The following is a 24,668-nucleotide window of genomic DNA, read 5'->3' as shown; positions in this document are numbered from 1 at the left end:
GCCACGCTCCACGCGCTCAATCATTACATCTCGGATTCCTAAGATAAAATCTACTGGGGACATCGGCATTCCTTCCATTAAGCTCGTTCTTCGCAAAAACAAGTTTAATGAATGTCGCTGTCCCCCTTTAATGATGAAGAGCCGACCTTGCTCGTGAGATCACCGAACTGGTCAAGCCCGAATGGATAGGCCTGGACCGCGATCAGTGGGGCCTGGATCACGGCACCTGGTCAGTGCTGGCGCACATGTATCCCAAGGCCGACATTCCCTGTCTGCAGCTTTCCATCAACGCCCTGAAGCCGCTGGACTATCACCTGAAGCTGGCGGCAAGCCTGGCCGCCCTGAGGGATCGCGGCGTAATGATCATTGCCAGCGGCAACGTCGTTCATAATCTTCAACGTATTCAATGGCGCCAACCCAACCTTGCCTTTGATTGGGCCGAGCGATTCGATGATGCCGTGGCAGAGCAACTCGCCCAGGACCCGGGCGATATTCTGAAGCTATGCGAACACAAGGATTACGACCTTGCGGTTCCCACACCCGACCATTTCATTCCCCTGCTTTATATCGCAGGCCTGGCCGCTGCCGAAAACATAAAACCCGAAGCACTGGTGCGAGGCTATTCATTGGGCTCGCTCTCCATGTCCTGTTACGGGCTGGGTACCACAGCGGAATTGCGCAATGTGACATGCCAGACCGAGCAACTGCCAGCGGGCGTACCACCCGATCAAACCAATATCTGACACAGCCAGTGCCTTGCCATTTGTGACCTGCCCCCTTCGCTCGTTACAGGCGAAATAAATTGTGTCCATAAAACAAATGGAATAGAATCGAGAATCGTTCTCAATCCAATTTAAATATTTCGCAATAGTTTGAAGGGAATCTTGGCGCACATGTCCTGCGTGCAGCTTCGCACCAGTATTCCTCATGCAAACGCACAAAGGCAGGAAATAATGACTCACTCCCCCCTTGCATGGGCAATTCTGGCGCTAACAAGCGGAATCGCCCTCGCAGCGCCCAGTCGTGCGCAAGAATCGAATACGGCATCCGAATCACAAGCAGCTTCACCCGTTGAAACACTGGATGCCGTAACCGTTGTGGGCACTGTGGGTGATCTGCAAAGCCTGGATTTTTTCGCGCCGAATTCCAGCTTTGTGCTGAATCGCGAAGCTATTGACGATCAGGGTGCACGCAAGCTGGATGAGGCCTTGCACTATCAGGCCGGCGTGCTCAGCGAGCCCTTTGGTGCCGACAATAAAGTGGAGTGGTTCAAGATTCGCGGCTTCGATGCGTCCATATCCATGGACGGCAGCCCCACTACGCCAAACGGATATTTTGTATGGAAACCCGAGATTTTCGGCGTTGAATCTGTTGAGGTACTTAAAGGGCCCAATTCACTGATATTCGGTGCCTCTGAAGCGGGCGGTGTCGTCAACCTGGTTACCAAGCGCCCCAAAAAGGAAGAGGCGTTGCTGATGCAGGCAGAAGTCGGCCATCCGGACAGCATGGGGCTGGGCATAGACTACAACGGCATCGCCAACGAGGCGGGCACGGCCTATTACCGTATCGTTGCCCAGGCGCGCCACCAGGATGGCATGCTGGACGACACGGACATGGACAGCTATTACCTGGCTCCCAGCTTTACATTCGATTTCACGCCGCGCACCTCGCTGACACTGCTGACCAGCATACAGCATGAAGATGGCACGCCAACCAATGGTTTCCTGCCCGCCTACGGCACTATTATCGACACGCCCTACGGGCTGATCGACCCGGAAATGAATCCCGGCGAGCCTGGCTTCGACAGGCTCAAGCGCACGCAGGTTACCGCCGGCTGGCTGTTCAACCACGAGTTCTCGCCTGACTGGACCTTCACGCAGAACTACCGGTACACACATCTGGATATCGACCAGCAGAACGTATTTGCCTATGGATCTGACGGTGACCGTCAGCTTTATCGCGGCTACACGCTTACCGATGGCAACACCAAAAATCACTATTTCGACAACCGCATGAACGGCAAGCTGCGCCTGAGCGACAGCGTTGAGCTGCTGCCCACATTCGGCATCGACTATTTAAGGTCCAAAACCTCAGGACTGAACAACGGGTTTGGCCTCGCGCCCAATCTGGATATGTTCGAACCCGTATATGGCGCGCCTATTACTGCAGACGGCAGTCCGTACGACCTTGATACCAAACAGTTGGGTCTGTACGCCTCGGCACAATTGCGCGTGGGCGATCACTGGAACTTCAACGCCGGCATACGTCATGATCGCGCCGAAAGCAGCGGCAATATAAACGGTGGTGATGCCGGCTACGATGTCAGCCACAACAGTGTGAATATTGGCGCCATGTATATCAGCGACTATGGTGTCTCGCCCTACATCGGCTATTCAGAGTCGTTCAAGCCCGTTGCCGGTGTCGACGGGTACGGCAACAGCTACCGCCCTTACGAAGCAAAACAGACGGAAGCCGGCATCAAGTTTGAACCAACCTGGCTGGATGGCACGATAACCCTTGCCTATTTCGATATCGAAGAGAAAAATGCGTTGGCCGCCGATGCAAGCAATATCCAGACGCAGGTCGGCAAGCGCACCAACAAGGGCGTGGAACTGCAGGGCGACTTCAATATAACGCCTGCGACGGCCGTCAGGGTTTCGTATACCCGCAATAATTCCAAGCAGGATCTGGGCGTCAATCAGACCATACGCACGCCGCTGATCCCCAAGCATCAGGCCAGCCTCTGGGTCAGTCATCGCTTCAATCTCGCGAACAGCAATCCACTGACTGTGGCCGCCGGCCTGCGCTACAACGGCTCGACCGAAGACGAGCGCTACTACCCGGGCGAAGAAATCCCCAGCTTTACCCTGGTGGATATGATGATGAAGTACGAATTCAATCAAAACTGGACTTTGCAGTTCAATGCCCGCAACCTCACCGACAAGACTTACGTGTCTGGTTGTGACTTCTATTGCTACTACGGCGGTGGCCGGACACTCGATCTGCAACTTAAGTACCAGTGGTAGCAACACCTGAAAGATGGACGCTGCAAGGCCTCTTCACCGTGGCCTTCCTGGGCATTACTGCCGGCGTCCAGATGAGCGATATGGGGCTGCAGGCCATATCGCTTTCAGCCATCCAGAACACCTTCGACGTCAGTGACGCCACACTCGGTGCCTTGCAGGGGCTTGCCGGTGTTCTGGTGGGGAGCGCGCTTGCGATACCGCTGGCGCGCTTTGCCGACCGCTATTCGCGCAAGCGGGTATTGCTGTGTCTGATTGCGGCATCAACCGCAATGATGATACTTAGCGCACTGGCGCCAAATTTCCCCCTGTTCTTTATCGGCCGCTCTGCCGCCGGGATCACTGAGTTCGCCATGGTGCCTTTGGTGTATTCCATGATTCCGGACCTGGCGCCTGAGCGCCACCGCGTGATGGCCAATCTCGGGTTCGCCGCCCTGATGGCGGCCGGTGCCAGCGGCGGATTTTTCTTTGCCGGGTCCTTGCTTGCAACAGCCGGCGAACTTATTCCATGGTCCATCGAACCATGGCGCAAGGCCTTTCTTCTGCTGTCGTGCGCCGGCCTGCCGTTGTTGCTGCTGTGCACGCTGACCATTAACCCGCCCAGGCATATCAATGACGCCGTACAGACGACTGACGGATCATTAAGATCCTTTCTGCGCCAGCGCTGGCAAACGATAGGGCTTTTTATCGGTGTCGCCGGCTTTCTGGTGGTCGCTGTACAGGCCATCAACCAGCTGATCTCTCTGGCGCTGGAGCGCCAGTTCAACGCCCTTCCAGGCGATATCGGACAGGCAATGGGCGTCATCATACTGGCGGCGGCGGTGGGCTGTCTGCCTGTGGCCGGTGTTCTGGACCGCATGCTGGCACGACGGGTGGCAAGAGCTGCGCGCCCCTTGCTTATGGGCGTTTGCGTGCTGATCACCATTCCCGTAACCATGCTGCTTGCTGCGGCGGGAACGCTGGACCACGCCCTGGTGGTGGTCGGAACCGCGCTATTCATAACCAGTACAGCGAACGCCCTGGTCCCCACCATGCTGCAGGACCTCACACCAGCCACCTTGCGGGCCCGCAGCTTCGCGATATGGAGCTTTGTTGTATCGGTGTTTGGTGCGGCAGGACCTTTGCTGGCCGGTACGCTTTCAGAATGGGTGTTCGACGGGCATTTGCTGAATGCGATTATCGCCACCGCTGTACCGGCACTGGCTGTATCGACGTTGTGCGCCTGGCGTTCATTCCTGCGCATGAACAGGGAACAAAAAAGCATTCCCCTGCCCCTGCCATGATACGTTCAGGTGCCGGCTGCCGATACACAATGCCGTGCAAAGGCCCAGAATAACCCCATCTGTGCAAACTCAGCGTCCTGATCGTCACTTTCCTGATGACCGCTATCCGGGTTCAGGAGCAGTACGGCCGGCTCATGATTACTGGATTGATGGCGTATATTGGCCACAAGCTTTGCCGGCTCCCAATAGGGAACACGATCATCCTTCAGACCCGCCGTACACAGAACGGGCGGATAGTCAGCTTGCCTCACGTTCTCGTAGGGCGAGATCGCGGCAATATGGTCATAGGCCCCGGGATCGGACAATGGATCGCCCCAATCCGGCCGCAGCAGCGGCACCAGGGGGTGATCGGCATCACTCATGGTGTTCAGCATATCTACAAACGGCACCTGGGCAATGACGCCAGCCCACCGCTGCGGCTCGATATTCATGGCGCCGCAAACCAGCAGCCCCCCTGCCGAAATACCATGCGCAACAATCTTGCCCTCTGCGGCATAGCCCTGGTCCTGCAAATGCCTTGCGCAATCAATGAAATCCGTCATGGAATTGCGTTTCTTTTCGCGACAGCCATCCTGGTACCAGTGCCAGCCCCTTTCTGAACCACCGCGAACATGCGCAATGGCATAGTGAAAGCCGCCGTCCACCAGCACTGTGGCTGGCAGCGAAAAGCCCGGCTCGGATGAGATACCGTAGGCTCCGTAACCCGTAAGCAGCAAAGGCAACGGCGTATCGGCGGGAGTGCCGGCGGGAGACAACACCGTGATGGGAATACTTGCACCATCACCCGCCCGGGCATACAGACGTTCCAGCCGGTAGGCCTTGCTGTCAAAATCATTCAGGTGAGTCTGCCCGACGACACTGCATTCACCACTGACAAGATCGATATCCATCCAGCGTGGCGGGCTGGCAGGTGTCTGATGCACTATGCGCACGTGGCTGGAGTCGTACGGTTGCGATGGTACAAGCTGTATGGTGTAAGCAGGCTCGTCAAAATCGACCACCACTTCTGTGCCATCACCGTGCATCAGCACCAGCCTGTGCAGGGTATTGACCCGCTCGATGCGCACCAGCGCATTGGCAAAAGGCTGTATGGCGATGATGAACGCGCCGGCCCTATGCGGCACCCTTTCCCGGCACACATTAAAACTCTTCGGATCAATTTCCAGTAATTTCCGGTCGTGGGCACCATCTGCGTTGGTCAGCATCAGCAGTGCGCCATTCCACTCGTTGACCTCATAGCGCGTGCCGCGCCGACGCGCTTGCACCAGGCGGGGCGCAGCCGCCTCAGACCCTGCTGCGACAAGATATACCTCGCTTATATCGGGACCTGCCAGCGTCAGCACCACAAAACCATTGGCGGCGGTGCGCGAAACCTGCATAAATATCGCTGGATCGTGCTCCTCGTAGACCAGCTCTTCAGGCCCTCCGTCAACAGGCGTGCGATACAGGCGCGTAGGTCGATTGAACGCATCGCGCCAGATCCAGAACAAGTAGCGTGAAGACGGGCACAGCGTGAAGCCGCCATAGCCAAATGCATCTGCCTGCACCACGGTGCGGATCAGGCCAGTGTCGGTATCAAGGATGCATATACGGTGTCGATCATTCCCGATGACATCTTCCGCCCAGACGAAATAACGACCATCAAGGCTGGGCTGATGATCGGTAGCCCGATAGTAAGCCACCTCCTGCGCACGTGCGGCCTCGTCCACCAACTCCTGCTTGGTTCCATCAGGCTTCGTACGTGAAAAAACTCTGTGCGTATGACCGGCTGGCAGCGTACAGTCATAACGCCAGCCTCTGAAAGTCGCCGGCAAGGCGTCCGTAGATCCGGATGCCCGCTCAGACATACGCTCTTGAAAATGCCGGGCGTCAGCCCTCAATGGGTTCAAAGTGCCCTGCGCATACTTCATTTCGGCGTCCAGATGCCTGCGCAAGCGATCAGGCAGCGAATCCAGGCTACGGGAACCCGACGGCGGAATGTATTTCATCCACGCATAGGCGTCGACGCGTTGGCGCCCCAACTGCTCGATATTCAAGTCTTCGCGTGGGGCAACAGGCGGGGTAATGTCAGGCCACATGGCAATGGGCCCGGATGAAAAATCAGAGTGCATGGATTTGTATAAACAATAAGCGATGGCAAGACGGCATCAACCGTAACACAAACGACCGTCCCGCAGCCTTTTCAGGTGGCGGATCTTGAGCCAGCCAGCCCTGCAAGCCTTTCAGCGAGCGGAATCTTGGGGCAGGTGTCGCACAAAGCACCATCGTGACATTTGTAAACCAGGCAACAAACCTTGCGATCCAGCGCAAGCTGGTCATGACCGGCATCGTGTTTATACCTAAGCAATCCCCCTGCTCCGTTCAAATCCAGTGCGGTCAGCCAGCGCTCGGCCCAGTCCACCGTGTGCGCGGCAGACCAGTCCTGTCTTAATTCCTTGATGCGCAGCAGAGCCCCCATTACATAATCAGCGAACAAGCGATCTGCAGCCTTGGGGTGCAACGCGAGGACTCCGTTACACGTTTGAAACAGCGTGCTCATGCAGGCGCGTAACCGGGGCGCCGTGATGTCCAGCAGCGTAATTTCGTCTTCCTCGATGGGCGTGTGGTCTGCAATCCGGCAACCCCAGACCATGCAGTGGCTGACTTGCTGGCTGATGCATTCCGGGCTGATGCCCAGGCGCTTCAGATGCATGCCGGCAAGGGTCAGATATACGGGTTGCCATACCAGCAGCCCCCACGTACGGAAAGCCCAGTAGTGTCTGCCGGCCTCGGGATAGCCCCGAGCCAGTGAATCAGCCAGCCATGTTACCTGCGCGGCCGGAGTATGTGACCAGGCCGTATCAATTCCTGAAACAATGTCCAGCGGACTGCCGGGCATGACGCCCTGTACGCTTTCGACAAAATTTTCCAGAAGAGTATTCATCGGCGGACTGATACGGCCAGCAGGTCTCTACCGCTGCCGTACAGACTCCACCGCCTGCGTAAATGCAGCGATTTTCTGCGCCGACTTGATACCAGGCGCGTCTTCCACGCCGCTGCTGACATCGACGGCATAAGGCCGCAACAACGCAAGAGACTGAGCCACGGTTTCGACCTTCAGGCCACCGGCCAGCACCACGGGGCGGCTGTCCGGCGCTTGCCGGACCTCGTCAAGCAGTTCCGGATTGAACGTGAGCCCGCTGCCACCGTATCCCGCACTATAGCTGTCGAACAGCCAGGCGCTGGCCGTCGGGTACTGGCGACATGCCGCGAGTACTTCTTCCGGTGTGTCCGTGCCAGGCCCACCCAGGCGGAAGGCGCGCATATAGCGCCGCCTGAAGCTGACGCAGAATTCGGGGGATTCATCACCATGAAACTGCAGCAAGTCGGGCTGCACCTGCTCGATGACCTGTTCGACTTCCTGGGCATTTGGATTCACAAACAAGGCAACCACATCGACAAAAGCAGGTACCTGCTTGCGCAGGCTTACGGCCTGCTCAATGCTGACCGAGCGTTTGCTGGGCTGATAAAAAACCAGCCCGACCGCATCGACGCCCGCCTGAACCGCCGATGCAATGTCTTGCGACCGGGTCAGACCGCAGATCTTGATGCGGGTGCGTTGCTGTGCAGCAGAATCAAACGACATAATCAATTACTTAAAGGCTGCGCCGGGGTCACCTTGCTGATAACTGTCTTGCCCACCGCTTTCCGCGCCGCCAAAGCCATAACCACCGGCGCCGTATGAATCGGAGCCGTATACATTATCAGTACCAAAGGTAATGGTATCAGGATCGATGACCACGGCGTCGTGTTTGTAATGCGTAACCATGCCGGGGAACAGCATGACTGCCGCCACCATCAGCAACTGTATGCAGATGAATGGTATTGAACCCATGTAGATCTGCCCCGAGGTGACCTTGGGAATAAGCTTGCCGGTGACTCTGTCGCGATAATCGTCTTTGGGCGCCACCGAGCGCAAATAAAACAGGGCAAAGCCGAAAGGCGGATGGATGAACGACGTTTGCATATTGACCGCCAGCAGCACGCCAAACCAGATAAGGTCTATGCCCATTTTATCGGCTACCGGCCCCAGCAGCGGAACGATGATGAATGCAAGCTCGAAGAAATCGAGGAAAAACGCCAGGAAAAAAGTCAGCAGGCTGACAACGATGAGAAAACCCCACTCTCCGCCTGGCAGGCCAATCAGCAGATGCTCGACCCAGATATCTCCGTTGATGCCGCGAAAGCTCAGGCTGAATACCGTGGAACCCACCAGAATGAACACCACAAAGCAGGAAAGCTTGGTGGTCGTTTCCATGGCCTGCTTGAGCAGCGACAGGCTGAAACGGCCACGGGACACCGCCATGATCAATGCGCCCACGGCGCCCATTGCGCCACCTTCGGTAGGTGTTGCAACGCCGATAAAGATGGTGCCCAGTACCAGGAAGATCAGGAACAAAGGAGGAATCATCACAAAAGTGACGCGTTCGGCTATGGGCGATAAAAGCCCCAGGCGCAACACCTTGTTGACCAATGCAATGACGAGCGCAGTAATACCCCATGCCATCAGGCTGATGACCACGCGTTCGTCTACCGGTATCTGGGTGTGCTCGCTGAAATAATATTGGGTGGCAAAGTACGAAACGGTCGAGGCGATAAGGGTAAGCACCAGCAGCGAGCGCAGGCCACGGCTGCCGTCGGGCCTGTCGTAGGCACGCGCCTCTTTGGGAAGCGCAGGCGCACTCGAGGGCTTGAGCAGCGCGCAAACAACCACGTAAGCAATGTAGCTGCCTGCCAGAAGCAAACCAGGCACCATGGCACCGCGATACATATCGCCTATGGAGCGGCCAAGCTGGTCGGCCAGAATAATCAGGACCAGCGAGGGAGGAATGATCTGGGACAAGGTTCCCGAAGCGGCGATCACCCCGGTTGCCAGCCGCCGGTCGTAGCCGTAGCGCAACATAATGGGTAATGAAATCAGGCCCATGGAAATCACCGACGCCGACACGACACCCGTGGTGGCGGCCAGCATCGCGCCAACCAGAACCACCGCAATGGCCAGCCCGCCGCGTATGGGCCCAAACAACTGCCCCACGGTTTCAAGCAAGTCCTCGGCCATGCCTGATCTTTCCAGTATCAACCCCATGAGCGTAAAGAACGGCACCGCCAGCAACGTGTCATTCCCGACAATACCGAAGACACGCTGCGGCAAGGCCTGGAACAGGGCCGGCTGCATCAGGTCGAGCTCTATGGCCACCAGGCCGTACAAAATACCGGTGGCCGCCAGGGTAAACGCAACGGGAAAGCCCAGCAAAAGAAATACGATCAGGTTGAAAAACATGATCGGGGCAAGGTTGTCGATTAGAAACTCCATGATTACTGACCCTTGCCTGTTGCTGTGTTGCTGGTGGAACGCTGTGATTCGAGTTCGGCTTGCCGGGCGATTTCCTCAGCCAGCTCTTCTTCGGCTGTCTTGCCCTCGGGCCTGGCCAATGGGTCGGGGCAGGCGCCACGAAGAAAGCCTATGCATTTGATGAGTTGCGAGAAACCAGCCAGTATCAGCAAGGCAAAGCCAACCGGAATAAGCAATTTCGCTGGCCAGCGTATCAGGCCGCCCGTATTGGACGACAGTTCATTCAGAACGAACGAATCGTAGAAAAACGGCAACGAGAGCCAGAAGATGAGCATGCACGCCGGAAACAGAAAAAGTACGATGCCTATGATCTCTATATAGATCTGTGTTCGTCGCGAGAATTTTTGTGCAAGCGCATCGACCCGTACATGTTCGTTGCGCAAAAAGGTATAGCCGGCAGTCAGAAGAAAAATCGCACCGAACAAATACCATTGCAGTTCAAGCCAGGCGTTCGAGCTGACGCTGAATATCTTGCGTACCACTGCGTTGGTGGCGCTGACGACGACAACGATCAGAGTCAGCCATATAACGAGTTTGCCAACCCTGATATTAATATTGTCGATGACGTTGGCTAGGGACAGAAAGAATTTCATGTATTCCGTTTAGCATTGCTAACTAAATTGCGGCGCGATCGGTTCGCGGCAGATATCCGTTCCGGATGCAAAAGCGTTCAAGTATAAACGATACATGTCAGCCCGAAACGGGATGTATTCTAGCTTATCTGCTTGTTGCTGACTCTTGGTACATGCCCTCAGTCAGCAGCCTCCGGCCAGGTCAGCCCGGTATGGGTCAAAAGGGCTTGCTGCAGATCTGCAGATGGCAGCTCAAAGCGCTCCGGATATTGCACACCGGCCAGATACAGACCATCAGGGCTGAAGGTTGGTGCCGCCCTGCGACGGTCGCGCTGCGCCAGCAATTCGTCCATCCATAGCGGGTCCTGTCTGCCCTGCCCTATATACAGGATGGCGCCCATGATGTTGCGTATCATGTGATGCAGAAAGGCGTTGGCGCGGAACCGGAACAGGAAAAAATCGCCGTGCTGCACAATGGCTATTTCCTGCATGGTCCGTACCGGACTGGCCGCCTGGCACTGCGACGAACGGAAGCAGCTGAAGTCGTGCTCCCCCACAAGGCGCCGGGCCGCATCACGCATCCTGGCAAGTTCCAGCGGGTGATACACCCAGCCTACCCGTGCATGCATAAGCGGTGAACGCACCCGTGCATTGCGAACCACATAAATATAGCTGCGCGACTGCGCAGAGAACCGCGCATGGAAATCATCGCCAACCGGCTTGGCCCACTGAACGGCGATGCTCGACGGTAGCAGCGCATTCACGCCACGAACCCATGATTCCAGTCGTCGGTCGACAGCTGCATCAAGATGAACAACCTGCTCCAGGGCGTGCACCCCGGTATCAGTACGGCCCGCGCAGATGGTGGCCACAGGCTGATTCAGGAATGTCGCCAGCGCAGTTTCGAGCTGATCCTGAACGGTGAGCCCGCCAGGCTGGGTTTGCCAGCCTTGCCACAGCGACCCGTCATAGGCCAGGCCCAGCGCCATCCTAGGCATGGTGACTAACGCGTGTCGGGGCGTGAACGCGGCGGTTCGTCTTGCTCGAGATCAAGGTTGATCTGATCCAGCTTTTCCTGGACCATGGCTTCGGTAATAGGGCCCGCCGTGCCATCGCGCCCCGCTCCGCGTGCAGCATTGGCACGCCGCAGCAGCCAGGCAATGATCAATACGATGAATGCCAGCAAACCGGTGATCACCGCCAGCATATGTTCCTGAAACCACGACACTGATTGTTCCGCCTTTGATGAAATGGATTCTGCTGTGTGGGCCGCCGCATCCGCAGCAGGAGCCGCGCTTGTACCCGATGCTGCGCTTGTACCCGATGCTGCACTTGTACCCGATGCTGCACTTGTACCCGATGCTGCACTTGTACCCGATGCTGCGCTTGTACCCGATGCTGCACTTGTACCCGATGCTGCACTTGTACCCGATGCTGCACTTGTACCCGATGCTGCACTTGTACCAGACGCTGCACTTGCGCCGGAGGCTGCACTGCTCTGTCCGGCGTTAGCGTCACGGTCACCACCTGCTGCCAGGCCGGCTGTACCGGAGGTGCCACCTGCAGCAGCGACATTTGAAGCAGCACTGTCTGCAGCGGCGCCAGCCCCACCCGCACCGCCGGCCGTGCCGGCCGCGGCCGCGTGGCCTTCGCCCGCCACATTGCCATTCGTTGTCGAGCCGTTGGCCGAAGAACTGCCAGCCGCCGAATTATTGGCTGAAGAACCGTTGGCTGAAGAACCAGCGCCCGAAGAACCATTGGTCGACACAGCGTTATTCGAAGCGTTCTGATCGCTTGAACCATTGCTTGTGGAAGCGCTGCCAGCCGTACCGTTTTGTGCTGCCGTGCCGTTTTGTGCTGCCGTGCCGTTTTGTGCTGCCGTACCGTTTTGTGCTGCCGTACCGTTTTGTGCTGCCGTACCGTTTTGTGCTGCCGTACCGCCATTCTGGGCTGCCGCGGCACCATTGGAGGCACCGTTCGTGCCGGCTGCTGTGTCGCCATTCGCGTCAGCGACTTGCGCAAGCGTATCGCTTATATCCTTGGCACCGCTAATAACCAGATCAGAGGCGGCAGCACCTTGTGAGCGCAAGGCCTCGTTCAAGTTTCTGACATTGTCTTCCAGCTGTGTAACGCGCTGCTGTGAGTCTTCGATACCTTTTCGCGTGGCAACGGCATCATCGGGACCGCCCGCGCCACCTGTACCGTTAGCGCCACCCGCCCCGCCAGAAGCGCCTGCACCCTCCCCGCCGGACAGCCGCAGTTGATCGCCGGCGCCGGGCAAGGGCGCCGCGTCTGCGGGCGCGGCTGCACTGACGACGCCACTACTGGCATTGCCGGCAACAGCGCTACCGGTTTGACCGGCCGCCCGCTGACGATACTGGGCAAAGGCCCGGGCCTGCTCCATGAACAGACGACGAGCCTCGCGGTCAGAGATGGCCGTGAGTGCCTGCCGATCAGGCATGGTCAGGCTTGCACCCGCCCTGACAAGATTCAGATTATTGTGAATGAAGGCCTGAGGGTTGGCTCGCTGCAGGGCAATCATCATCTGATAGACGGTGACTCCCGGCACGGCGTGCCGTTGCGCAATGGCGAACATCGTGTCACCACGCCGAACCTTGATCGCAGCGGGCAGCGTTTGAGTAGCCGCCGCAGTGGCCGTAGCGGCCGGGCTGACGATGTCTGGTTGGGCATTCGTCAGCAAACTGACCTGAAAACGTTGCTGACCTGTTGCGGTACGGACGTCGAGCAGGATATCGGCCACTGGCTGGTTGAAGGTCTGGCTGGAGCTGATCTGCATCAGCCTGGTGCCCGGCGTGAAGCCATCGACCAGTTTCACCTGCATGGTGGCCAGATCAACCGGCGGGGTGAGCCCCGCCTGTTGCCAGGCAACTGCCGGTGCCGGTGATGCCGCAAAACTGCGCAGGTCGTCAGCGCTTAACTGACTGACCGGCACATTGACCCGCAATGGCTGGCCTGGGGCCGATGCCAACCTCGAGTGCCCGAAACTTGCTGCGTATGAGCTGGAGCAGACCAACAATGCTGCGGCCAGCGCCCCGGCCAAAGGTTTGGGTTGCACAACGACTGCAGCCGAAGAAGACCCGGCACGGGACATACGCATTTTTAGAGTTCACCCAGAGTTATTCTTAGCATACGGCGCAACGGCTCGGCTGCACCCCAAAGTAGCTGATCGCCCACCGTAAATGCGCTGATCTGGTTGGTACCAGTAGACATCTTGCGGATGCGACCCACCGGAATATCCAGGGTACCTGTAACGGCAACAGGCGTAAGCTGGTGCATGCTGGCATCACGCTCGTTGGGGATGACCTTGGCCCATTTGGAACCTTCGCTGATGATGTCGCAGATTTCATCAACGGGAATATCCTGGTTCAGCTCTATGGTCAGCGCCTGGCTGTGGCAGCGCATGGCGCCGATCCGCACGCAAAGGCCGTCGATTGGGGTTGCGGGCTTGCCAAAGGCTTCGCCACGACCAAGTATCTTGTTGGTTTCCGCTCCGGCTTTCCATTCTTCGCGCGAAACGCCATTGCCCAGATCCTTGTCTATCCAGGGGATCAGGTTACCGCCCAGCGGGACGCCAAAGTGCTGTTGAGGCAGATTGGGGTCTTGCTGCGCCTGGAGTACGCCACGGTCGATTTCCAGAATTGCTGATGCCGGGTCGTCGAGCAAAGGACGGACCTGTGCATTGAGCAGGCCGAACTGGGTCAGCAGCTCGCGCATGTGCTGCGCACCGCCGCCCGAGGCTGCCTGATAGGTCATGCTGGTCATCCACTTGACCTGGTCTTGATTGAACAGACCGGCCAGGCCCATGAGCATGCAGCTGACCGTGCAGTTGCCACCCACATAATTCTTGATGCCACGCTTCAGGGCATCGTCGATGACCGGACGATTGACCGGATCGAGCACAATGATGGCATCGTCTTCCATGCGCAATGTGCTGGCTGCGTCTATCCAGATACCCTGCCAGCCTGCCGCACGCAACTTGGGATACACCGCAGAGGTGTAGTCGCCGCCCTGAGCCGTCAGGACGATGGGCAGCTTTTTCAGTGCATCGATGTCGTAGGCGTCTTGCAAGGGGCCTGCGCCGTCGGCCCAGGCCGGAGCGGCACCACCGGCATTGCTGGTGGAAAAGAAGACTGGCTGAAAGAGGGAAAAATCGTTTTCGTCGCGCATGCGCTGCATGAGGACGGAACCCACCATGCCACGCCAACCGACTAAACCTACTGCTTGGCTCATGTTGCTGTCGCTTAAAATAAAGTAAAAGTACTAGTCTGACACATTATTTTAATGCTTTCAGCACTGCATCGCCCATTTCAGTAGTTGTAACCTTGATACTGCCCTCTTCGTAGATGTCTGCGGTACGCAGACCCTGTTCAAGAACGGCCTGAACAGCAGTCTCGATGCGCTCGGCATGCGCCGCTTCATTCAGTGAATAGCGCAGCAGCATGGCGGCCGACAATATGGTTGCCAGCGGATTGGCCAGATTCTTGCCCGCGATATCGGGTGCAGAGCCATGGCTGGGCTCGTATAGGCCCTGATTCGATGCATTCAACGAGGCCGACGGCAGCATGCCTATGGAGCCGGTCAGCATGGCGGCTTCGTCCGACAGAATATCGCCGAAAAGGTTACCCGTGACAATGACGTCGAACTCCTTGGGTGCCCGTACCAGCTGCATGGCTGCATTGTCGACATACATGTGCGACAGCTCGACGTCCGGGTACTCGCTGGCCACGGCGATCATGATGTCGCGCCAGAACTGGGAAGTTTCAAGAACATTGGCCTTGTCCACACTGCACAGGCGCTTGCTGCGCTTTTGCGCAGCCTGGAACGCCACGTGTGCAATGCGACGGATCTCGGGCTCGGCATAGTGCATGGTGTCGTAGCCCTGACGCTCGCCTTTGAACGGGCCGTCTTCCAGCTGACGCACGCCACGTGGCTGGCCGAAATAAATATCACCGGTAAGCTCGCGTACGATCAGGATATCCAGACCGGATACGACTTCGGGTTTAAGCGACGACGCATTGGCCAGTTGTGGATACAGAATTGCGGGCCGCAGATTGGCAAACAGCCCGAGCTCGCGACGCAGGCCAAGAATGGCTTGCTCCGGACGCAATTCGCGCGCCAGGCTGTCGTATTTCCAATCGCCCACCGCACCAAACAGTATGGCGGCCGAATTCTTGGCCAGATCCAGCGTACTGGCCGGTAATGGGTGCTGGTACTGCTCGTAGGCGGCGCCCCCGACCGGTGCGGTTTGCAAGTCCAGATCAAGGCCCAGCGCAGTCAATACGCGTGCGGCCTGTTCGGTAATCTCGGGGCCAATGCCATCACCCGGCAGTACGGCAATCTTGTGAGTCATTGTGTTTCCTATGCAATGGGGCGTGATTCCAGCCACGGATGGCGGGCCAGACGTTCTGCTTCAAAAGCGCGAATTATGTCGGCCTTCTGTAAAGTCTGGCCGATATCGTCCAATCCGTTCAGCAAGCAGTGCTTGCGGAAAGGTTCGATATCGAAGGCCAGTTCGCGACCGTCTTCGGCTATCACGACTTGCCTGGGCAGGTCGATGCGCAGTTTGTATCCGGAAAAGGCCTTGACCTCTTCAAACAGACGCGCCACCTGCAGCTCCGGCAAAATAATCGGCAACAAGCCGTTTTTGAAGCTGTTATTGAAGAAAATATCAGCGTACGAAGGCGCGATGATGGCACGGAATCCAAACTGGGTCAGCGCCCAGGGTGCGTGCTCGCGGCTTGAGCCGCAGCCAAAATTCTTGCGGGCCAGCAAAATCGAAGCGCCCTGGTAGCGTTCCTGGTTCAGCACAAAATCCGGATTGAGCGGTCGCTTGGAGTTATCCATGCCAGGCTCACCATGGTCCAGGTAACGCAGTTCGTCGAACAGATTGGGGCCAAAGCCTGTGCGCTTGATGGACTTGAGAAATTGCTTCGGTATGATCAGGTCGGTGTCGACGTTCTCACGATCGAGCGGCGCGACCAGGCCATGATGGGTGGTAAAGGCTTGCATGATGGCTTCCTATCGAAAATTCCGTATATCAACAAAATGGCCCGCAACCGCGGCGGCCGCAGCCATGGCCGGGCTGACCAGGTGTGTACGCCCGCCCTGCCCCTGGCGTCCCTCGAAATTGCGATTCGAAGTCGACGCGCAGCGCTCTCCGGGCTCAAGCCTGTCGGCATTCATGGCCAGGCACATCGAACACCCAGGCTCGCGCCACTCAAAGCCTGCTTCCAGAAAGATTTTGTCCAGCCCTTCCTGCTCGGCCTGGCGTTTGACCAGACCCGAGCCCGGCACCACCATGGCCTGCTTGACCGATGACGCCACACGCTTGCCTCTGGCCACCGTTGCGGCAGCACGCAGATCTTCGATACGGGCGTTGGTACAGGAACCAATGAACACGCGGTCAATCTTGATATCGGTGAGCGGTGTGTTGGGTTTCAGGCCCATATACTCGAGTGCGCGCTCCATGCCACTGCGACGCACATCATCTTTTTCCTTGTCGGGATCGGGCACACGGGCGTCGACCGGCAGCACCATCTCGGGTGACGTGCCCCAGGACACCTGAGGCACGATGTCGCGCGCATCGATATCGACGACGCGATCAAACACAGCACCTTCATCGGAATGCAGGGTGCGCCAGTACTGCACGGCCTGGTCCCACAAGGCACCGGTCGGTGCGTACGGACGACCACGGAAGTAATCGATGGTTTTCTGGTCAACAGCCACCATACCCGAACGTGCGCCGGCTTCGATCGCCATATTGCAGACCGTCATGCGGCCTTCAACGGAAAGCGCCCGCATGGTACTGCCGCCAAATTCAATGGCGTATCCCGTACCGCCCGCAGTGCCTATCTTGCCTATCACGTACAAGACCAGATCTTTGGCGGTGCACCCGGCCGGCAAGTCGCCCTCGATGCGTATGAGCATGTTCTTGTTCTTTTTCATGAGCAGGGTCTGCGTGGCCAGCACGTGCTCAACCTCGGACGTCCCGATACCAAAAGCGAGCGCGCCGACCGCACCGTGCGTGCTGGTGTGCGAGTCGCCGCAAACCACCGTCATGCCAGGCAGTGTGGCCCCCTGCTCGGGCCCGATGATATGAACAATGCCCTGGCGCACGTCATTCATGCGAAATTCGGTAATGCCGTATTTTTCGCAGTTCTCGTCCAGGGTGTCGACCTGCAGTCGCGATACGGGATCGTGTATGCCTTCGTCGCGCGCCGTCGTCGGAACGTTATGGTCGGCAACCGCCAGGTTCGCACTGATGCGCCACGGCTGGCGATCGGCCATGCGCAAGCCTTCGAAAGCTTGGGGACTGGTCACCTCGTGAACCAGGTGACGATCGATATACAGCAAACAGGTGCCGTCCGACTCTTGGTGCACGACGTGCGCACTCCAGAGTTTGTCGTACAGGGTTTGTGCCATGGCAATGCTCTCTGAGAATTAAGTGGAAACAGGGAATATGCCGACTATTATGCCAGCGCCTCAACCTGGTACAAGACAAGTTCTTATACTGGTATATACAGTAACAGGCAGGCCGGATCCCATCACGGAATCCGGCCTGCTTTCTTCATGCATGAATCTATTTTCCGGCAGCCTGCTGGTACAAAGGCAGGACTTGATTTGATGCCTCGGTCAGGTCGGCAATCCGGCTCGACGCAGACGGGTGAGTAGACAAGAATTCCGGCTGTCCGCCGCCACCTCCGAGCGCTCCCATTTTCTGCCATAACGTCACTGCGGCACGCGGGTCATAACCGGCCCGTGCGGCCAGCTCGACCCCAATACGATCGGCCTCTGTTTCGTGAGTACGACTGTTCGGCAGCGTGAACATCACATTGGTCAAGGCGCCACCCAGGTCGGCTGTGGCCCCGACGCCGGTCACCGCCGACAGTACGGACAGCCCCATGCTGGTAACCATTTGCTGGGAAACCTGCTCGCGCGCGTGCTCACGCAATGCATGCGCCATTTCGTGGCCGATAACAGCGGCAAGCTCTGCGTCGGTGGGCTTGATCTTGTTGATCAAGCCTGTGTAGACGGCAATCTTTCCACCCGGCATGCACCAGGCATTGACCTCGTTGGAGCTGAGCACATGCACGTCCCAGTTCCAGCTGGCTGCATCGGGACGAAACACACCGGCCTGTCGGATCAGCCTTTGCGCGATGGTCTGGACACGCTTGGTCTGCGCGGCATCTCTGTCGAGAGCGCCCTGCGCCTTGGCCTGCCCCAGCATGGCGTTGTATTGCTGCGCTGCCTCTTGCTGCAATGCGGCCTCGGACACCATGCTCGACATATACTGCTGGCGATCAACACCCACCGCACCTGAACTGGTGGTCTGCACCGAAGCGCAGCCGCCCAGGACAAGCGCTGATGAAATCAAGCCCAGGGCAAATAGCCTGTTCAGAACGGTTGCATACGTTTTCATGGCGGGGCTCCTTTTATGAGTTGTTCGACGATAAGCATTGGGCGCGATGGCGCAGCGCATGATCCATCAGCACGATGGCAAGCATCGCTTCGACAATCGGCGTGGCGCGTATGCCCACACAAGGATCGTGGCGTCCGAGTGTCTGGACTTGCACCGGCTCGCCTGCACGATTGATAGACTGACGCTCTATGCGTATGCTGGATGTGGGCTTGATGGCCAGCGATACGGTAATCGCCTGTCCCGATGAAATACCGCCCAGAACACCCCCGGCGTGATTGCTTAGGAAACCAGCGGCCGTGATTTCATCGCCGTGTTCCGAACCTCGCTGGGCTATGCAGTCAAAACCTGCGCCTATCGACACCCCTTTCACCGCATTCAAGCCCATCATGACGTGGGCAATATCGGCATCAAGGCGATCGTACAGAGGCTCGCCCCAGCCGGCCGGCACATCGTCTGCCTGAACCTCGATGCGGGCACCTATGGAATCGCCATCGCGCCGCAACTGATCCATAAAGGCCTCGAGTTCGGGCACGACGCCGGCGTTGGGCGCATAGAAAGGGTTGTTGCCCACTTCGTCCCAGGACTCGAACGGAATGGGGATGGGCCCCAGCTGACTCATGTAACCGCGTATGCGAGTTCCATAAACCTGTGCCAGCCACTTCTTCGCGATTGCTCCGGCGGCCACGGTAGGCGCGGTCAGGCGTGCCGAGGAACGCCCGCCACCACGAGGGTCGCGTTCACCATATTTGCGCCAATAGGTGTAGTCGGCGTGGCCCGGACGAAAGGTGTCGGCAATATTGCTGTAATCCTTGCTGCGCGCATCGGCGTTGCGTATAAGCAGACTGATGGGTGTGCCGGTTGTCACCCCCTGATAGACCCCCGACAGGATCTCGACCTGGTCGGGCTCTTGTCGCTGTGTGACGTGTCGTGAGGTGCCTGGCCGGCGCCTGTCGAGCTCGATCTGTATATCGTCGGCGCTAAGTGCCAGGCCCGGCGGACAGCCATCGACGACCGCGCCTATCGCCGGCCCGTGGGATTCCCCGAAATTCGTAACACAGAAGAGTTTACCTAGGGTATTGCCTGACATAATCTTGTTTTTACCTTAAACCTTTGCATCAATTCTATTAAATTATTGTGAAGCATAAATACAGACCGCAGAACTTGCCGTGCCTATGACGAACAGCTGACCTCAAGGCTGCAGGCCCAATCCGGCGGCGCTGCCGCGTAAGCTTCATAACCCTGCCGTTCGATGAACGGATTTCTCAACAAGTCCAGCAAAGTATCGATTTCACCGGTATCACCCTGAGCAGCAGCCTCGATGGCGGTTTGCGCCAGATGGTTACGCAGAACATATACCGGATTGGCTCCGTTCATCTGTTCGATACGTTCCTGATCCGGCCGTTGATCACGACTCAGCCGTTCCATATAACGGCCCAGCCACATATCTGCGGTTGCACGCTCTTTAAAATATGCCAGCCAGGGTTCACGCCGCACCGGTGCCTGCGCCAGCCCACGAAAGCAAAGCGTGAAATCAGCCGCCTGGGTATGCAGCAACCGCCACCAATCGTCGACCAGCTCGTCGTCGCCCTCTTCCCATTGCCGGAAGCCCATTTTCCTGCACAGATTGCCCCGATAGGCCTGCAGGAATTCGGCCTCGAAATGTTCCAGCTGCCCTTTTAGTGCATCAGCCTCCAGGCCCAGACCCATCAGCGCACTGGCCAGACGGTAAAGGTTCCAGTGCGCCACGGAGGGCTGCGCATTCCAGGCGTAACGCCCCTGCGTGTCGCTGTGATTGCAAACATGGTTCACCTGAAAGCCGTCCATGAAGCCAAAAGGGCCGTAGTCCATGGTCAGGCCCAGTATGGACATATTGTCAGTATTCATAACACCGTGACAAAACCCCACCGTCTGCCAATCGGCAACCAGCCTGGCCGTGCGCCCGACAACCGTCCGGAGCACGGCAAGAACGACTTCCTCTTCGGCCGAACCCGCTGCACGGCATTCCGGGTAAAAGCGATCGGTTACATAGTTGAACAGCGCACGCAGGTTTTCGGGCGACCTTGACCAGTGCTCAAATGAGCCAAACCGGATAAAGCTGGGTGCCACACGGGTCACAACCGCCGCCGTCTCCACCGTTTCGCGATAAACAGGGTCGTCTGACACAACCAGGGCAAGTGCATGAGTGGTCGGGATGCCAAGCCCTGCCATGGCAGCGCTGGCCAGGTATTCGCGCACCGACGAACGCAGTACCGCCCGTCCGTCTCCCATACGCGAGTAAGGCGTACGTCCGGAGCCTTTAAGCTGCAGTTCCCAACTGCCTGACGGCGCACTCACCTCACCGAGCAGGTGCGCCCTGCCATCACCCAGTTGCCCTGCCCATATACCAAATTGGTGGCCGCTATACACAGCCGCCAGCGTCGTGCCACCGGGTAAAGGCACAGACCCCGAACACACATCAAGAAAGGCAGGATCTGCGAATACATTGGGCGACAAGCCCAGCAACGCCGCTACGTCACGCTGTGCATGCAGCAAGCGTGGCTCGGTCAAGGGCTGGGGCGACAGACGGGTGTAAAACGCCGCCGGGAGTTCGGCAAACGAGTTCTGTACCTTCAGTGCATGAATAGTCTCTAGCATCAGCCTTCCCTGGCCTTACGCTGCGCCGCAACTTGCTTGGCCGCCTTCTTGGCCGGTTTCAGATAGAAAATGGCACACAAGTAGAAAATCAGTGAAAAGAAGATCTCCAGCCCGCCCATCCAGGCTGACAAAGGAGAAGGATCCGACCAGGCCCTGACCACCCCTTCCATAAAATAAAGCAGGATCAGCATGGCCGCCCATTGCAGCGTGTACAAATGCCCTTTAAGCACACCACGTAACGGCAGCAGCAGCGGCAAGACCTTCAGTGCAAGCAGCGAGCCACCAGGGCGCAAAGGGGCAATTTTCAGTTCCCACAGCAGGCAGAGAACGATCAGGGCAATAAGCGAAGCAGAAGCGCCGTGGCGCAATACAGGGTTCAGTTGCGTAGTCATGCTGGTATTATCACTCGAAAGACACTTGCACTCGCTCTGGAACGAAAAGGTTTTTATCCGTACCATGCAGACCAGGAATGCCCGACCACCCATCTCACTGGCAAATTTACGCAAGATTGCTCGTTTTGTCCTGCAACGCGCAGGCGAAAAGAAGCTGACCCAGGTCGCCTCGAGCCTCACTTTCACGTCGGTACTTAGCCTGGTTCCGCTGCTGGCGGTTGTCCTGTCCCTGTTCACCGCGTTTCCGCTCTTTAATGACTTCCGGATTGCACTGGAAAGCTTTTTCACGACCAGCCTCATGCCGGCTGCGGTCTCTGATACCGTCATGCTGTACCTGAATCAGTTCGCAGCCAAGGCTTCAGGGCTGACCGCGATAGGCAGTCTGTTTCTTATCGTGACATCGGTCTCGCTGTTCATGACCATAGATCAGACCTTCAACAATATCTGGCAGGTCGAGCGGCAACGACCCTTGCGACAGCGTGTACTGGTCTATTGGGCACTCATTTCTCTTGGCCCGATATTGATAGGTGCCAGCCTGTGGGCAAGCACCTTGCTCGCACGGGAATCCTTCGGCGACATAGACAATCTGCCGGCGCTTGCCGGATTTGCCCTTTCATTTGTTCCCCTGCTTGCTACAGGGCTGGGCTTTACCGCCTTGTTCATTGCCGTTCCCAATCGCAAGGTTTTGTGGAAGGATGGCCTGGCAGGCGGCTTCGGCACAGCGATCGTGCTGGAAATCATGCGTATCGGATTTGCCTACTACCTTACGCGCTTCCCCTCATACACTGTCATTTACGGCGCCTTTGCCACCCTGCCAATTTTTCTGCTCTGGCTGTATATGTCGTGGCTGGCGGTGCTGATCGGAGCCACCGTCGCGTCCATATTGCCCGACTTGCGTATGCGACGATGGGCTCTGGAACACTTTACGGGCGGGCGTTTTGTCCACGCCATGCGCGTACTTCGGGTGCTTTGGCATGCCCAGAACGGCATGCCGCGCGGGCGCAGCACGAGTTTTCTGTGCGCCCACCTGCAATTGCAACAAGAAGAATTAACGGAAGTGCTGTGCAGCCTGAAGGATTTGGGCTATGTCGTAGACACCGAGCATGCCGACACCGACCAATGGGTGCTGGCCTGCGACCAGCGCACAGCCACCATAGATCCCCTGGTCAATGCCTTGCTGCTTGATCGTACCCAGCCAGGCCTGCGCGACCAGCCCTTGCTCATTGACGCAATTGCCGGCTCATTGATGCATCCCGAAGCAAGGCTGGCACCGTTTTTCGAAGAGGACACGGTACTACCCGAAAGCGCCGAGATGGTGCAAAATACTCTTAACGTGCCGAGTAACGACACACAGGAGAACAACGATGCTCAAAGTCAGTGAAATTCTACGCGTGAAAGGTGACACGCTGTACACAGCCACGCCCGATACACCGATTTTGCAGGCCCTCGAAACCATGAGCGAGCAAGACATCGGTTCCCTCGTGATCATGGATCACGGTGTACTGGCCGGAATGCTCACCTTCCGCGAGATCATCCGCCATTTGCACAACAAACAGGGCAACACCGGCAACTACACCGTCCGCAGTGTCATGGACGACGCCCCGGTCAGCGTCTCGCCCAATACCAGTTTTGATGAAGTTCAGCGCCTTATGCTGGAAAAGCACGCTCGCTACATGCCGGTCATGGACGGCCCCACCCTGATGGGCGTCATTTCCTTTTACGATATGGCGCAAGCCATCGTCGCGGCACAGCAGTTCGAGAACAATATGCTCAAGGCCTATATCCGCGACTGGCCCAGCGATTCGGAATCAGCCGGTACTTAGCAAGGGTCATCGCTGGTGCGCAGCACCAGGTCAGCCCACGCCTTTTCCAGCAGGCCGGCGTCGTTCTGCTTAAGTAACGCGGCATCCGACAAGGTACGCCGCCAATACCGCGAGCCGGGACGCCCGTTCATCCACCCGAGCATGGGCCGCAATATCATGCGCAACGGCACGCCCGATTTGATCTGACTCTCGGCATAGACCCGCATGGCCTGAATCACCTGGGCAGGCTCAGGCAACTCGACGTCGGAATCCAGACCGCGATTGATTTCCGATAAAACCCCCGGCTGATGCCAGGCCGCGCGGCCCAGCATGACGCCGTCGAACTCGGACATTAACGACAGCGCATCATCAGCCAGCGCTATGCCACCATTCAGCACGAACACGCTATCGGGAAAGTCAACCTTGAGCCTGAGCGCCGTGTCATAGCGCAAAGGCGGTATTTCGCGATTATCCTTGGGCGACAAGCCTTTGAGCACCGCATTGCGCGCGTGCACGATAAAGACACGGCAGCCTGCCTGATGCAGCGTGCCCACGAAATCGCGCACAAATCCATAGCTGTCGTCATAGTCCAGGCCTAAACGATGCTTTACCGTAACAGGAACCGTTACGGCGTCCTGCATGGCCTTGATGCAATCGGCCACCAGCTGCGGCTCAGCCATCAGGCAGGCCCCGAAAGCACCCCGCTGAACGCGTTCTGACGGACAACCGCAATTCAGGTTGATCTCGTTATAGCCCCATTGTTCGCCCAGCTTTGCCGCATCGGCCAGGGCATCAGGCTCGCTGCCGCCCAACTGCAGGGCAACAGGCTCTTCGGCCGGATCAAAGTCCAGATGCCGGGCCACGTTGCCATGCAACAAGGCACCGGTGGTAATCATTTCCGTGTACAGCCTGGCCTGGGGCGCCAATAGCCGGTGAAAATACCGGCAATGCCGGTCGGTCACGTCTATCATGGGCGCCACGCAAAAACGCCAGCTATCAGTGGCGTCGGGCAGTGTTCGTGTGTAAGAAGGTTGTGCAGTCATCATCGCGGCTAAAGTGTAGCCGAACTTGTTCGGCTGCACGCGCAAAGTGTCACCACCCGTTCCTGCGATAAGATGTGAATGCAGGCC

The 24,668-nt window shown here is 57.7% G+C and carries 20 protein-coding genes and 1 pseudogene; 5 read left to right on the top strand and 16 right to left on the bottom strand.

Annotation, left to right across the window (positions count from 1 at the left end; genetic code table 11):
- Window positions 1-155 precede the first annotated feature (155 nt).
- The 3 genes and pseudogenes from LKR43_RS11015 to LKR43_RS11005 form a co-directional block, all read left to right on the top strand.
- A pseudogene (locus LKR43_RS11015) lies at window positions 156-743 on the top strand (dioxygenase); the annotation flags it as partial.
- A 210-nt stretch (window positions 744-953) separates the two neighbouring features.
- Window positions 954-3,026 (top strand): TonB-dependent siderophore receptor, encoded by a 2,073-nt coding sequence (locus LKR43_RS11010; RefSeq protein ID WP_227684102.1) that lies wholly within the window; start codon window positions 954-956, stop codon window positions 3,024-3,026.
- Window positions 3,020-4,306 carry an MFS transporter gene (locus tag LKR43_RS11005; RefSeq protein WP_227684101.1) on the top strand — a complete coding sequence of 429 codons (1,287 nt, stop codon included), beginning with the start codon at window positions 3,020-3,022 and terminating at the stop codon, window positions 4,304-4,306. The genes LKR43_RS11010 and LKR43_RS11005 overlap by 7 nt, the downstream gene beginning before the upstream one ends.
- A 5-nt stretch (window positions 4,307-4,311) precedes the next feature.
- On the opposite strand, the gene LKR43_RS11000 is transcribed toward LKR43_RS11005, so the two are convergent.
- The 15 genes from LKR43_RS11000 to LKR43_RS10930 all read right to left on the bottom strand — a co-directional run bounded on the left by LKR43_RS11000 (window position 4,312) and on the right by LKR43_RS10930 (window position 21,736).
- Window positions 4,312-6,417 (bottom strand): prolyl oligopeptidase family serine peptidase, encoded by a 2,106-nt coding sequence (locus tag LKR43_RS11000; RefSeq protein ID WP_227684100.1) that lies wholly within the window; start codon window positions 6,415-6,417, stop codon window positions 4,312-4,314.
- A gap of 71 nt (window positions 6,418-6,488) precedes the next feature.
- The gene (locus tag LKR43_RS10995; protein ID WP_227684099.1) at window positions 6,489-7,229 is read right to left on the bottom strand and encodes a siderophore ferric iron reductase; all 741 of its coding nucleotides are present in this window, start codon (window positions 7,227-7,229) and stop codon (window positions 6,489-6,491) included.
- A 27-nt stretch (window positions 7,230-7,256) separates the two neighbouring features.
- On the bottom strand, window positions 7,257-7,931 hold the full coding sequence (locus LKR43_RS10990) for a phosphoribosylanthranilate isomerase (protein WP_227684098.1): 675 nt from the start codon (window positions 7,929-7,931) through the stop codon (window positions 7,257-7,259).
- A 6-nt stretch (window positions 7,932-7,937) separates the two neighbouring features.
- The gene (locus LKR43_RS10985; RefSeq protein WP_227684097.1) at window positions 7,938-9,659 is read right to left on the bottom strand and encodes a TRAP transporter large permease subunit; all 1,722 of its coding nucleotides are present in this window, start codon (window positions 9,657-9,659) and stop codon (window positions 7,938-7,940) included.
- 2 nt (window positions 9,660-9,661) lie between these two features.
- Entirely contained in the window at window positions 9,662-10,291 is a 630-nt protein-coding gene (locus LKR43_RS10980; RefSeq protein WP_227684096.1) for a TRAP transporter small permease subunit, read from the bottom strand.
- 158 nt (window positions 10,292-10,449) lie between these two features.
- A complete protein-coding gene (gene truA / locus LKR43_RS10975; protein ID WP_227684095.1) occupies window positions 10,450-11,268 on the bottom strand; it encodes a tRNA pseudouridine(38-40) synthase TruA in 819 nt (272 codons plus the stop codon).
- A 5-nt stretch (window positions 11,269-11,273) separates the two neighbouring features.
- Window positions 11,274-13,388, bottom strand: a complete 2,115-nt coding sequence (locus LKR43_RS10970; protein WP_227684094.1) for a FimV/HubP family polar landmark protein — start codon at window positions 13,386-13,388, stop codon at window positions 11,274-11,276.
- Window positions 13,389-13,390: 2 nt separating this feature from the next.
- Window positions 13,391-14,521: an aspartate-semialdehyde dehydrogenase gene (gene asd, locus LKR43_RS10965; protein ID WP_227684093.1), complete on the bottom strand. Its 1,131-nt coding sequence runs from the start codon at window positions 14,519-14,521 to the stop codon at window positions 13,391-13,393.
- 43 nt (window positions 14,522-14,564) lie between these two features.
- Window positions 14,565-15,641: a 3-isopropylmalate dehydrogenase gene (gene leuB, locus LKR43_RS10960; RefSeq protein ID WP_227684092.1), complete on the bottom strand. Its 1,077-nt coding sequence runs from the start codon at window positions 15,639-15,641 to the stop codon at window positions 14,565-14,567.
- Between the two features lie 8 nt (window positions 15,642-15,649).
- Window positions 15,650-16,300, bottom strand: coding sequence for a 3-isopropylmalate dehydratase small subunit (gene leuD / locus LKR43_RS10955; RefSeq protein ID WP_227684091.1), 651 nt, complete (start codon window positions 16,298-16,300; stop codon window positions 15,650-15,652).
- A gap of 9 nt (window positions 16,301-16,309) precedes the next feature.
- Window positions 16,310-17,713, bottom strand: coding sequence for a 3-isopropylmalate dehydratase large subunit (gene leuC, locus LKR43_RS10950; protein ID WP_227684090.1), 1,404 nt, complete (start codon window positions 17,711-17,713; stop codon window positions 16,310-16,312).
- A 157-nt stretch (window positions 17,714-17,870) separates the two neighbouring features.
- Window positions 17,871-18,710: a M48 family metallopeptidase gene (locus tag LKR43_RS10945; protein ID WP_227684089.1), complete on the bottom strand. Its 840-nt coding sequence runs from the start codon at window positions 18,708-18,710 to the stop codon at window positions 17,871-17,873.
- A 13-nt stretch (window positions 18,711-18,723) separates the two neighbouring features.
- Window positions 18,724-19,797 carry a chorismate synthase gene (gene aroC, locus LKR43_RS10940; protein WP_227684088.1) on the bottom strand — a complete coding sequence of 358 codons (1,074 nt, stop codon included), beginning with the start codon at window positions 19,795-19,797 and terminating at the stop codon, window positions 18,724-18,726.
- An 83-nt stretch (window positions 19,798-19,880) separates the two neighbouring features.
- Window positions 19,881-21,344: a YdiU family protein gene (locus LKR43_RS10935; protein WP_227684087.1), complete on the bottom strand. Its 1,464-nt coding sequence runs from the start codon at window positions 21,342-21,344 to the stop codon at window positions 19,881-19,883.
- Window positions 21,344-21,736: a DUF2069 domain-containing protein gene (locus tag LKR43_RS10930; RefSeq protein WP_227684086.1), complete on the bottom strand. Its 393-nt coding sequence runs from the start codon at window positions 21,734-21,736 to the stop codon at window positions 21,344-21,346. The genes LKR43_RS10935 and LKR43_RS10930 overlap by 1 nt, the downstream gene beginning before the upstream one ends.
- On the opposite strand from LKR43_RS10930, the gene LKR43_RS10925 reads away from it, so the two are divergent.
- Both LKR43_RS10925 and LKR43_RS10920 read left to right on the top strand, forming a co-directional pair.
- A complete protein-coding gene (locus LKR43_RS10925; RefSeq protein WP_227684085.1) occupies window positions 21,735-23,117 on the top strand; it encodes a YihY family inner membrane protein in 1,383 nt (460 codons plus the stop codon). The genes LKR43_RS10930 and LKR43_RS10925 overlap by 2 nt on opposite strands.
- The gene (locus tag LKR43_RS10920) at window positions 23,101-23,559 is read left to right on the top strand and encodes a CBS domain-containing protein (RefSeq protein WP_227684084.1); all 459 of its coding nucleotides are present in this window, start codon (window positions 23,101-23,103) and stop codon (window positions 23,557-23,559) included. Before LKR43_RS10925 ends, LKR43_RS10920 begins: the two co-directional genes overlap by 17 nt.
- On the opposite strand, the gene dusA is transcribed toward LKR43_RS10920, so the two are convergent.
- Entirely contained in the window at window positions 23,556-24,581 is a 1,026-nt protein-coding gene (dusA, locus tag LKR43_RS10915; protein WP_227684083.1) for a tRNA dihydrouridine(20/20a) synthase DusA, read from the bottom strand. The two genes, LKR43_RS10920 and dusA, sit on opposite strands and share 4 nt — an antisense overlap.
- Window positions 24,582-24,668: the final 87 nt, after the last annotated feature.

Source organism: Pusillimonas sp. MFBS29 (assembly GCF_020687695.1).
In the GTDB taxonomy this organism is placed as follows: Bacteria; Pseudomonadota; Gammaproteobacteria; order Burkholderiales; family Burkholderiaceae_B; genus Pusillimonas_C.
This window is presented reverse-complemented; position numbering and strand designations above follow the sequence as displayed.